Source organism: Ruegeria faecimaris (assembly GCF_900182615.1).
Lineage (GTDB): Bacteria > Pseudomonadota > Alphaproteobacteria > Rhodobacterales > Rhodobacteraceae > Ruegeria > Ruegeria faecimaris.
Map to the genome: position 1 here is coordinate 786569 of NZ_FXTE01000001.1, position 11518 is coordinate 798086.

An 11518-nucleotide genomic window follows, 5' to 3' on the forward strand; every position below is an offset into this window, starting at 1 on the left:
GAGATGTGAAACACCTAAGCGTCCAAGACAAGAGCTGGTGTTGTGGCGGAGAGACAGGGATTCGAACCCTGGAGACGGTCTCCCGCCTACACACTTTCCAGGCGTGCGCCTTCGACCACTCGGCCACCTCTCCGTGCGGGCGTTATTTGGACTATCGCCTGGGGATTTGCAAGGCCCGATTAGTGTAAAATTCTCTGGCTCGTTTCAGGCCCGAACTTGCCTCAGGGTTCGTCACCATCACCGTCGGAAAGATCAGCCTCGGTCAATTCGGCGGGCGAAGAGGCCGGGGGCGCTTTTGCCTCTGAAACAGGCTCAGATGGGGGCATTTGCGCGTTATCTGACGATTGAAGAGCCTCGGGGTTTCGCAGCCAGACATCACGCTGAGCAAACGGTATCTCGATCCCCTCTTCCACAAAGCGGCGATTGATCTCATGGTTCATGTCGGACTTCACCGAAAGAACCCAATTCACATCCCGCAAAATGGCGCGGATTTCAAAGTCCAGAGAATCCGCACCGAACCCCTGAAACACAACGTTGGGTGCCGGATTCGCCAATACCATCGGATGTGCGTTGGCGATTTCGCCCAGGATTGTCTCGACTACGCGGGTATCGGTACCATAGGCCACCCCGACCGGGACAATGACGCGTCCGATCGTATTTCCACGGGTATAGTTGGTGACAACACCGCTGATCAGGTCCGAGTTTGGGACAATGACATCTGTTCGATCGAAGGTCTCAATCCGGGTCGAGCGTACCGAGATGTCGCGCACATAACCCATCATCCCGTTTACGTCGATCCAGTCGCCTTTTGAGATCGGGCGTTCGACCAAAAGAATAATGCCGGACACAAAGTTCGAGACAATAGTTTGCAGACCAAATCCGATCCCGACAGAGAGCGCCCCGGCCACGATGGCCAGAGACGACAGATCGAAACCCGCAACCATGATGGCGACCAAGGCTGCCAGGAAGATACCGACATACCCCGTCCCTGAAACAATCGCGTTTTGACCACCGGGATCAATGCTCGTCTTTGGCAGCAAAGAGGTCCGCAACCCACCCTGCAGGGCGCGTGTCAGTCCGTATCCGATCAGGAAAACCACCAGAAAAGTAAAGAAATTACTGGGCGAGACGGTCACGCCCCCAATGTCGAACCCCAAAAGGAGCCGCGACCATGCCTCTAACAAATCGGTCTCGCGTGCGCCCCAGATCAGCGCCAGAACCGGCAGGGCCAAAATGGCCATGGCAAAGCCAATCAGAACCGAAAACAATGTGTCTCGGGCTGCCTCACCCTTGCGGGTTATCAATCCATAAACCGAAGTCAGGAATCGTTGAAGGATGATCAGTGCGGCAATCAGGATCAACGATTTTACCGCTGGAAAAACAATGGCCTCAGCAGCGTTGTTATAACCGATGGCGGCCAGAACTGGGCTGACAACTCCCAACAGGAACAATGCTCGGCGCAAGAATTCGACCAGCTGGATGACCCCGGTTCCACGGGCATTGCCATCAGGTTCTGCCTGCACCTCGGCAAGCCGTATCTGCCGCGCACGCAACAGAACCAGAGCAGTTGCAAGAATAACTGGGAAGCCCACAACCGCGCGCGTCGCATCCGAAGTATTCTCGATCTGTTCGAAGAGATTCCCAAGATCATGCAAAATGAGAAAAACGGCAAGCAGATCCAGGTAGATTCGAAGCTCGGTGATCCGCTTTGGCGAGAGCTTTCTGAAACCCTGCGCCTGCTGCATTACATAGACCTGACGACCAATCCAGTCGTAGTACAGAACAATGGCCGCCCAGAACGGTACGTTTTGTATCAGAAGGGTTCCCCGCAATCCCAATATCCCCGTCAAGACGACGGCTTTTACCAGCAACAAAACACCCAGCCATGGCAGAATTATCCGAAACAGCGATGTCAGGAATGTCCATACGCCAGTTCCCTGTCCCCCTATGGTACGCAGATAGTTCCCGGCAGCCTCGGACCAACGTTTTCCATAGCCCAGCAAAACAATGGCCACGAAGACCAGCAATAGAATTCCAAGCCCCTGTTTGCGAAGCTGCTCATGCACCACATCTGTTTGGTAGTTCTGCACAGCCTCGTTGAAAAGGCTTCGGCCCGCTTCAGTCAGGTCAACCCAGGCTGGCCGCCAATAGCTGGGGTTCAGTGGCGATGGGCCGCGCTCCAACAGCTCTTTTTTCTGCCTATTTCGCAGGATCTGGTCAATTTCTGCGATCAGTCCGTTGGCGCGACTGAAGGCCTCGTCGGAAATGATATGCGGCACCCGCAGCGCGTTCAGTTGGTTTTCAAGATGTGAACGCAGCGTAGCAATGTCTTCCGGTTCGGTTGCATCACCTTCCGGTCCGGGACCCAAAGCCTTGATCTGGCTTTCCAGAGTCTGGATACGTTCGGTATTTGCACCACGCGCGCTGTTGAAAACATCTCGATAGGTATGAATTTCCGATCGCAGATTTTCCAGCGAAGCGTTCGAGGCCCGATTGGCCTCGATCACATCTTCGGCCCGATCCGCCGTTTTTACCCAACCCTGATAGTAGTCACTTTGCCGATCCGAAAGCTGTGCCGTTGCAGGACCAGACAGAACTGCAAACAAAAGTGAAACAAGGGCCAGAAACAGGCGGACCTGCCGCAACATCATACGTCCTCGAAAACGCCCGGAATGCTACGCGGCGCCTCGGTCATCCAATCAGGAACAGGCAATTCTTTTTCGCGCAGGAATTCCGGGTTGAACAGCTTGGATTGATAGCGCGTGCCATAATCACACAGGATGGTAACAATGGTATGGCCCGGACCCAGATCCTTGGCCAGGCGCACGGCGCCAGCCATGTTGATGGCGGTCGATCCGCCCATGACCAGACCTTCGTCGCGCAGAAGGTCAAAGATATAGGGCAACGCTTCGTTATCCGTCATCTGATAGGCGAAATCCGGTTTGAACCCCTCAAGGTTCTTGGTGATCCGCACCTGCCCAATACCTTCCGCGATCGAGCTTCCCTCCATCGCGATCTCACCGGTTTTGTAATAGGAATACAACCCGGCCCCCATCGGATCGACCAATGCGATCTTGACGCCTTTGGGCTGCAGGGCCTCGGCCACACCGGCCAACGTGCCACCTGAGCCAACCGCACTAACAAAGCCGTCGACCTTACCGCCGGTTTGCTCCCAGATCTCGGGGCCGGTGGTCTCGACATGGCTCTGACGGTTGGCGACGTTGTCGAACTGATTGGCCCAGATTGCGCCATTGGGTTCCGTCTGCGCCAGTTCTTCAGCTAGACGGCGAGAGTAATGTACAAAGTTGTTCGGGTTGCGATACGGCGCTGCCGGGACCTGAACCAACTGAGCGCCCGCAAGACGCAGCATATCCTTCTTTTCTTCCGACTGGGTCTCGGGGATCACGATCACGGTCTTGAAGCCCATCGACGCCCCGACAAGCGCCAGACCGATACCGGTGTTTCCGGCGGTGCCTTCAACGATGGTGCCCCCAGGTTTCAGGTCGCCCCGTGCTATGGCATCGCGAATGATATAAAGGGCGGCACGGTCCTTGACCGATTGACCAGGATTCATGAACTCGGCCTTGCCAAGAATTTCACACCCGGTTTCCTCACTGATACGGCGCAGCCGGATCAACGGAGTTTTCCCTACTGCGTCGGCAAGGTCTTTCGCAATGCGCATGGCGCCCTCATTTCTTTACGTATCAACGAAGATTTACAGATGCTACGCAACAACCACAAGCCGCGATCACGCCCCACGCAGCCTGTCTCTGTTCCGAGCCAGCCAATGCGCCAGTGACAATAGCGGCAAATCCTTGAACCCATGCCCGTCGACTTGATCCATGAACTGAGCATAGGGAATGATTTTGGTGCGGATATCCTCACCTTCCGAGGCAAGCCCGCCATCGTCTATCGTTTTCTCAAGATCGGCCAACCCCACGTAAAGGTAGACGTATTCGGTGGACGATCCGCTGGACGAATAGGCCTCTCCGGCAAATTCAAGCGACTTGAGGCTGATCTGGGCCTCTTCCATCGCCTCACGCCGCGCAGCCTGTTGCGGCGTTTCACCGGGGTCAATCATGCCTGCAACGGGTTCCCACATCCACGGCTCGGGGTCTTCGATCAGGAAAACCGGCGTCCTAAATTGTTCAACCAAAAGCACCGCATCACGCCCCGGATCATATGGCAGAACCACCACAGCACTGCCCTGCATCAATCCGTTGCGGTTCAGCACCGACCCCATCGTGCCGTCATTCCTTCGGTGTTGAAGCTGAACCTCCTGCATGCCGAAATAGTCAATATAGGCATGGGTATGCTCGTGTACGATAACATCCTTCTTCGGATCACGCGCGTCACCGGTTCCGCGTTTGCGTGCACCCAGCTTGGCCCAGGCGCGGGTTCGGATCGACGGAAAACTGCGCGCGATCTTGACGGCATCGGCCTTGCCGTAATAGCCCATGACCTCTTGCGCGGCGGTTAGGGTCAGATCCGCCCATGCGTCTGCCCAGTCCTGCAAGGACCATAGCTCACCGGGCGACCACAGGTCAGGCTCGGGAAAGAACACGCAGACTTCGACAACAGAGCCATCGGGCAGTTCAACGGGCTGCAGCTGCAGATCATAATCAAACCCCCCTTCATAGAAAATCAGTCGCCTGAAATCCTCGGGTTCGAGGCCCTGAACCAGAAGGCCATCCGCAACGCCCCCACGTTCTGGCTGGATCATCGGAAATGCCTCGCCGCGCACGCTGTAAACCGCGTGATCCTTCAGCTTGGCCTCTGACAAAGTCAGGCGTGACAGCGGACGGCCAAGCACCAGTTGCAGCAGTGGCAGATGCCGAAGCGTGCCATAGAAAAACAGATCGTTCACAAGGGTATCTCGCGTTGGTATTTGGGTGCTAGCGCCAGCGGCGGCTTGCTTCTTCCGTCGCCAAACCGGCGATAAGAGCGCCAATAGCCAAAGTCCACAGAATTTCCGGAGCTAACAACTGTTCGCCATATCCAACGCCAATCTTGAATATCGCCATAAGGGCCTCGAACGGGCCGTCATAGCGGTGGCGCATGGCCAAGCGGAACATCTCATAGGTGCCCTGAACGAAAAGACCCCAAAACACCAGCGAGGCAATGCCTGTCAGTCCGTTATTGACGGCAGCGGTCCACCCTTTGCCGGTTCGCTTACCCATGATTTTCCAACCACACGCGACCCCAAGGGCCATGTTGACGACAGTGAAGTAGCCATAGCTTTTGCCTTCTTCACCATTTGCTATGATCATGCTGGAAACCAGAAATGCCACCACCGCCAGACAAAGGGCTGCGACAAGACGTGAGGCGCTGGGCATTCTAAAGGTCCGTTTACTAAGTAGGTTTCGCTATGGTGATCTGTGTCACATCACAGTTGCCGGTGTCAAAGGCCGCGCCGCAAGCGGTCAAATAATAATTCCACATGCGGCGAAAACGCTCATCAAACCCCATTCCCGAAATCTCGTCCCATTTGTCATTGAACGTCTCGTACCAGCGGCGCAGTGTCAGATCATAGCTTTTGCCGAATTCTTTTGACTTCACCACGGTCAGACCCGCATTCGCCACCTGCTCCTGCAGAATTGTCGGAGCCGGAAGCATCCCACCCGGAAAGATATATTTCTGAATGAAATCAACACCATTCTTATACACATCCCAGCGATGATCGCCAACGGTAATGATTTGCAAGGTTGCCTGTGCGCCAGGTTTTAAGCGATCGCGGATGGTGTCGAAATAAACCGGCCAATATTTCTGACCAACCGCCTCGAACATCTCAATAGAGGCGATCCCGTCATATTGGCCCCGTTCGTCACGATAATCCTGCAGCTTCAGATCAACTAAATCCGTAAGTCCTTCTTTTTCAATGCGTTGACGGGCAAAGCTCAACTGCTCCTTGCTGATAGTCAAGCCTGTGACCCGCAGGCCACGCTCTTTTGCTGCATATTCGGCGAAACCACCCCATCCGCAGCCAATTTCCAGAATATGGTCACCGGGTTTGGCACCCATTTCATCAACCAGACTGGCGTATTTAGCGGTTTGTGCCTTTTCCAAGCTTTCCTGTCCGGTTTCGAACAAGGCACTGGAATAGGTCATGGTGTCATCCAGCCATAACCCATAGAATTCATTACCTAAATCGTAATGATAAGAGATATTCTTTTTAGCCTGTCGACGGTTGTTTCGATGCAACCAAAAGCGCAGGCGTTCATAGGCCTGTACCAGAAATTTCCCGGTGAAATCGTCGTACACGGTCTCGGTACCCAGATGCACTAGATCCATGAAGGCACGCAGATCTGGTGTGCTCCAATCGCCTTCCAGATATCCGTCTGAAAACCCCAGCTCACCCTCCCGGATAAGTCGTGCAAATACGTCCGGATTGTGAATATCGACCCGTGCGACAGGCCCAGGGCGTTTGCCTTCGGTGCGAAATACACGACCGTCTGGCAAGGCAATATCAAGCTGCCCCTGCTCCATCTGGTTCAGCATATTCAGAACATGTGCAAAATATCTTGGCAGGTCTGTCTGCCCTTCGATTGTAGTTAGAACCATCCGCTCTCCCCTGTGCGGTTGTTGTAGAAGGCTAAAACGAGTTTGTGTTTCTGGCAAGTTTTCAGTTCTTTACCGGCTTTTTCGGCCCTCATAGGCCGACAAGGCGCGCGCGCGCCCTTCTGCCAAACCCACAACAGGGTTTGGGTATGGCGCAGACGGATCAAGACCCCACTTGCAGGGAATGGCTTCAAAATAATCAAGTGCGCTCGAGGGCGGGTTTGACTGTCCTTCGGCCACCCATTTCCGCACATAGTCGCAATAGGGATCATATTTTTTTTGCTGCGCCTCGGGGTTAAATATACGGAAAAACGGGGACGCATCTGGGCCGGACCCAGCAACCCATTGCCAACCCATCGCATTTGAGGCCGGATCCCAATCGGTCAGGCAATCGGAAAACCAGCCCATACCGATTTTCCAGTGCGCCATCAGATGTTTGGTCAAATAACTGGCGACAATCATCCGGGCGCGATTGTGCATGCGACCTGTGACGTACATCTGTCGCAACCCAGCATCGACCACGGGAATGCCTGTCCTTGCCTGCTTCCAAGCAATGATCTCGGGGCTAGAGGCGTTTTGGCCCCAAGGGAACTGATCCCATTCCGGTTTCCAGTTGTTGCTTAACAAATGAGGCGTATGGAACATCAAATGATAGGCAAATTCACGCCAAACCAACTGTCGCAAATAGGCTTGGGTACCGGACATGCCGAACATCTCTGCGCCCTGAAGGGCGTGCCAGACGCTACGTGGTCCAATCTCACCCAGCGATAGATATTCGGAAATGCCCGACGTTCCATCCTCGGCCAGCTGATCCCGGGCTTCGGGATACCCCGAAAGCCGTTCCAAGAACCGATGGAGCGTTTTGAACGCTGCGTCTTCCCCTGGCTGTACATAGCGGGCGCACACTGATGCCCCGCGGTTCATTCCCGCGGCCAATCCCCACGACTCCAGAGTATCTGTATGCGGCCATTCCTTCGGCGGGGTCAGCGCGGCGGGTCGCGCATGTGGGAATGGAACCTCGCGTTTCTGTACCGATCGCCACATTGGTGTAAACACGCGAAAAGGCGTTCCGGTCTTGGTCTGGACGGTCCAGGGCTCAAAAAGCAGGTGCCCGGAAAACGATTTGGGCTGTACGCCCAATTTGGTCAGAGCCGTCTTGATCCTTGTATCTCGGGCAATCGTGTCCGGATCGTAAGCCCGAGACCAATAGACCTCGGTGGATCCGGTTTTCTTGATCAGGTTTTGCAGAACCTCCAATGCATCCCCGCGCCGCAAGATCAGACGGCTTCCCAACTGCGCCAACGAACGGTCAAACACCTCAAGGCCCTTGCCGAGGCGCCATTTAGGAGCCGCACCCAAGGCCTGCCCGAGATCGTCGAAAATATAGACCGGAATAACTGGCCTCCCCGTTGCCGAAGCAGCGCTGAGTGCAGGATGGTCCGACAGTCGCAAATCCTGTCGGAACCACATAATTATCGGCGGGCTCTTGGGTCCCATGACTGCTCCGTATTGTTTACCTTTCTACGCAGCAGTCTCAGAACTGGATCACAAAACAGCGTCCAACGCATTCAAAAGCTGATCAATTTCCCGTTTCGATGTGTAATGCGTAAAGCTGACTCGCAAAACACCTTGACCCAGATCCACACCCATGGCCTGCAAAGGACGCACGGCATAGAAATCTCCGCCACCGGCCATAACCCCATGCGAGGCAAGACTGGCAGCAACAGATTCAGCATTTCGGTTCAGCGCCAGCGCGACCGTTGGCGCACGCCGCGAGGCATCAGAGGTTCCGATCAGACGGGCTGCATTACGATCTTTAACCGCATCCAGAACCGGTTGTAGCAGGGCGATCTCGTGCCCGCGCATCAGGTCGTGGACAAACGCCCCCCGCGCTGCAGCACCAGTTCCGGGTCCGTCATGATGTTCGCATAATAGATCGACGTAATCCGCCATGCCCGCGCTGGCGGCGATCTGTGCGTGATCCGGCCCTGCAGGGGTAAATCGTTGATAAAGAACATCGCCGTTGAAATAGTGCCCCTGATTGGGCAACAGCTCCCCCAATGCCCGGCGGATCACCATGCATCCCTGATGAGGACCATAGGTTTTATACGCCGAAAACAGATAGATATCCGGTCCCAGATCACCGACATTCGGAAATCCATGCGGCGCGTAAGAGACACCGTCGACGCAGACAAACGCGCCAGCCGCATGTGCAATCGCAGTTATCTCGGTAACCGGATTGATTTCCCCGACCACGTTCGAACAATGCGGAAAACAGACCAGACGCACCTTTTCGTCCAGAATGTCCTCAAGATCCTGCGGGTTCAGAGACCCGGATTCGGGGTCTATCTGCCATTCGCGAACCTCTATGCCCTCATCAGCAAGACGGCGCCAAGGCCCCGAATTGGCCTCATGATCTTGATTTGTCACGACAATCGCATCACCCGGCTGCATCCACTGTCGGAATGCCTGCGCCAGAACATAGGTGTTCTGCGTGGTCGACGGGCCAAAGCTCAGTTCATCTGCATCCACACCCATGATCGCAGCCATTCGGGCGCGGGCCTCGTCCATTTCCTCTCCGGCCAGACGGCTGGCATCATAGGGGGCATAGGGCTGTACCTTGCGCTGGGTGTAATAGCGCGTCAAACGATCAAGCACCGGCTTGCAAGTATATGATCCACCAGCATTTTCGAAAAATGCCTGCCCCTGCAGGCTGGGTTCGGAAAAAGCCGGGAACTGCGACCGAACAAAATTGATATCCAGAGTGCTCATGGCACGTGCCTCCTTGATCATGCTTGCCTATCCAAGAGGTGCCCGAGCATGATTTCGGAACCCTCAGAAATCATGGCAGGTCTTCCAGCCCAGCCGACACTTTCAGGTGCCCGCAGAACCTGCGCCTTTGCCGCGCAAGTACGCCGACAAATTGCCCACAGCTTTTGCCATCGTCAAGAACACTGTGCCCTGAACCAAAGAAAAAGCCGGGCAATCATGCCCGGCCTTGAAAATGAGTACCGTTCGGGTGTCAGCCTTGAACTTTTGTGTAGGTTCCCTCACCGGCCAGGATACCGCGGAAACCGCCCGGCTCATCCAATCCGAATACGATCAGAGGCAGGTTATTGTCGCGCGCTAGCGCAATGGCCGATGCATCCATGACTTTCAGCCGCTTTGCCAACACGTCATCGTAGCTGACCGAGTCATAACGCACCGCATCCGAATGTTCTTTGGGGTCTTTGTCATAGACACCGTCCACGCCGTTCTTACCCATAAAGATCGCCTCGCAAGCCATCTCATTGGCGCGCAGTGTCGCTGCGGTATCTGTGGTGAAATACGGATTCCCTGTTCCAGCGGCAAAGATGCAGACCCGTTTCTTTTCCAGATGCCGCACAGCGCGGCGGCGGATGTAAGGCTCGCAAACCTCATCCATACGAATGGCCGAGATCACACGAGTAAATACGCCAACCTCCTCAAGCGCCGATTGCATGCCAAGCGCATTCATGACCGTAGCCAGCATACCCATGTAATCCGCCGTCGTCCGTTCCATCCCCTGAGCTGAACCGCTGAGACCGCGAAAGATGTTGCCACCACCGATGACCATACAAATCTCGACCCCTAGATCGTGAACAGACTTTACCTCTTGCGCGATGCGCTGAACGGTGGGCGGATGCAGGCCAAACCCCTGATCTCCCATCAGCGCCTCGCCCGAAATCTTCAGCATCACTCGGCTGTATTTCGCCTTGGTTGTATCGACAGTGTCGGTTGTGGGGGAAAGGGTCATGTTGCGCTCCGGGCTGGCACGGGTTTAATTCCGGCGCAAAATGAAGCAAAAGCTCCGCAGGTTCAATGCGGATGATGAGGAATGAGGCAACCTGAATGGCCAATGCCAAGATGACGCAGTTTTGGGACCGCCTTCCCCCTATTCCTGACGACAAACCCGTCTTGATCGCCGGGCCTACCGCATCGGGGAAATCAGCATTGGCGCTGAAGATCGCCGAAACGTTCGGCGGCGTGATCGTCAATGCAGACGCAAGCCAGGTTTATGATTGCTGGCGCGTGATCTCGGCGCGTCCCTCCGCCGAGGAAGAAGCCCGCGCGCCGCATCTGCTTTATGGTCATGTGCCTTATGATCAGGACTATTCGACTGGCCACTGGTTGCGCGAGGTCAAGCCATTGCTGTCCGGCGGAAAGCGCCCCATCATTGTGGGCGGTACAGGTTTGTATTTTTCTGCCCTGACCGAAGGTATGGCCGATATCCCGGCGACTCCGACCAAAGTTCGGGCTGCCGCGGATCAACTGGACCTAGCTACACTGATTGATGGGGTCGATGCTAAAACCCTGGCCGGGATTGACACCCGGAATCGCGCCCGCGTTCAACGCGCGTGGGAAGTTCAGCAAGCCACCGGGCGCAGCTTGCGGGACTGGCAAGCCGACACCCCTCCTCCGGTCCTGAACCCGCAAGACGCCGTGCCCATTGTGTTTGATGTCGACAAAGAATGGCTATTGGATCGGATCAGGCGCCGGTTTGACCTGATGCTGGAAAGTGGTGCTTTGGAAGAAGTTGAGGCGATGCGAAACCGGTATGACGCCTCGCTGCCGTCTTTCAAGGCCATCGGCGTTCCCGAGTTGGTAGCCTATCTTGAAGGCCGTATCACACTGGATGACGCGCGCGAGCGTGCCACAATCTCGACCCGTCAATTTGCCAAACGTCAGCGCACGTGGTTTCGCGCACGCATGAGAAACTGGATTCGCGCTGATTTATCAAAGTGATACTTAAGGTCGTTACAAACACATTTTCAAGACAACAGCCGCAGGTTCGAAGTGATCGAATCTGATTGGCGGTCACTTATTTGAATTACCCGGAGCACAGATTAAGCATCCGCGATGACGGAAACTTCGGCCTCAAAATGTCGCTTTTGTGCAGTTGATGACGATTTCCGACATTGACCTCATGGGAAATCTGGTG

Annotated in this window: 9 protein-coding genes and 1 tRNA gene; 1 reads left to right on the forward strand and 9 read right to left on the reverse strand. The window is 55.2% G+C overall.

Annotated elements, in window-relative coordinates:
* Positions 1–43: 43 nt before the first annotated feature.
* From FN806_RS03935 to pyrH, 9 genes are all read right to left on the reverse strand, one after another.
* A tRNA-Ser gene (locus tag FN806_RS03935) sits at positions 44–133 on the reverse strand.
* Positions 134–221: 88 nt separating this feature from the next.
* Positions 222–2648 (reverse strand): DUF3772 domain-containing protein, encoded by a 2427-nt coding sequence (locus FN806_RS03940; RefSeq protein WP_142634218.1) that lies wholly within the window; start codon positions 2646–2648, stop codon positions 222–224.
* Positions 2648–3682 (reverse strand): cysteine synthase A, encoded by a 1035-nt coding sequence (locus FN806_RS03945; protein WP_142634220.1) that lies wholly within the window; start codon positions 3680–3682, stop codon positions 2648–2650. The genes FN806_RS03940 and FN806_RS03945 overlap by 1 nt, the downstream gene beginning before the upstream one ends.
* A 66-nt stretch (positions 3683–3748) precedes the next feature.
* Positions 3749–4867, reverse strand: a complete 1119-nt coding sequence (locus FN806_RS03950; protein ID WP_142634223.1) for an NUDIX domain-containing protein — start codon at positions 4865–4867, stop codon at positions 3749–3751.
* Between the two features lie 28 nt (positions 4868–4895).
* Complete coding sequence (locus FN806_RS03955; RefSeq protein WP_142634225.1) at positions 4896–5336, reverse strand: TrgA family protein; 441 nt, start codon at positions 5334–5336, stop codon at positions 4896–4898.
* 16 nt (positions 5337–5352) lie between these two features.
* Positions 5353–6561, reverse strand: coding sequence for an SAM-dependent methyltransferase (locus FN806_RS03960; RefSeq protein ID WP_142634227.1), 1209 nt, complete (start codon positions 6559–6561; stop codon positions 5353–5355).
* A 69-nt stretch (positions 6562–6630) separates the two neighbouring features.
* Positions 6631–8055, reverse strand: coding sequence for a cryptochrome/photolyase family protein (locus FN806_RS03965; RefSeq protein WP_142634229.1), 1425 nt, complete (start codon positions 8053–8055; stop codon positions 6631–6633).
* Positions 8056–8103: 48 nt separating this feature from the next.
* Positions 8104–9330, reverse strand: a complete 1227-nt coding sequence (locus FN806_RS03970; RefSeq protein WP_142634231.1) for an aminotransferase class V-fold PLP-dependent enzyme — start codon at positions 9328–9330, stop codon at positions 8104–8106.
* A 250-nt stretch (positions 9331–9580) separates the two neighbouring features.
* Positions 9581–10333 (reverse strand): UMP kinase, encoded by a 753-nt coding sequence (gene pyrH, locus FN806_RS03975; protein WP_142634233.1) that lies wholly within the window; start codon positions 10331–10333, stop codon positions 9581–9583.
* Between the two features lie 95 nt (positions 10334–10428).
* Here pyrH and miaA point away from each other — a divergent pair, with 95 nt between their 5' ends.
* Positions 10429–11322 (forward strand): tRNA (adenosine(37)-N6)-dimethylallyltransferase MiaA, encoded by an 894-nt coding sequence (gene miaA, locus FN806_RS03980; protein ID WP_246097139.1) that lies wholly within the window; start codon positions 10429–10431, stop codon positions 11320–11322.
* Positions 11323–11518: the final 196 nt, after the last annotated feature.

What these genes read in the sequence shown, in the direction of transcription:
- FN806_RS03940 (WP_142634218.1), bottom strand. Translation starts at nt 2,648, where the DNA reads ATGTTGCGGCAGGTCCGCCTGTTTCTGGCCCTTGTTTCACTTTTGTTT.
- FN806_RS03945 (WP_142634220.1), bottom strand. Translation starts at nt 3,682, where the DNA reads ATGCGCATTGCGAAAGACCTTGCCGACGCAGTAGGGAAAACTCCGTTG.
- FN806_RS03955 (WP_142634225.1), bottom strand. Translation starts at nt 5,336, where the DNA reads ATGCCCAGCGCCTCACGTCTTGTCGCAGCCCTTTGTCTGGCGGTGGTG.
- FN806_RS03960 (WP_142634227.1), bottom strand. Translation starts at nt 6,561, where the DNA reads ATGGTTCTAACTACAATCGAAGGGCAGACAGACCTGCCAAGATATTTT.
- FN806_RS03965 (WP_142634229.1), bottom strand. Translation starts at nt 8,055, where the DNA reads ATGGGACCCAAGAGCCCGCCGATAATTATGTGGTTCCGACAGGATTTG.
- FN806_RS03970 (WP_142634231.1), bottom strand. Translation starts at nt 9,330, where the DNA reads ATGAGCACTCTGGATATCAATTTTGTTCGGTCGCAGTTCCCGGCTTTT.
- pyrH (WP_142634233.1), bottom strand. Translation starts at nt 10,333, where the DNA reads ATGACCCTTTCCCCCACAACCGACACTGTCGATACAACCAAGGCGAAA.
- miaA (WP_246097139.1), top strand. Translation starts at nt 10,429, where the DNA reads ATGGCCAATGCCAAGATGACGCAGTTTTGGGACCGCCTTCCCCCTATT.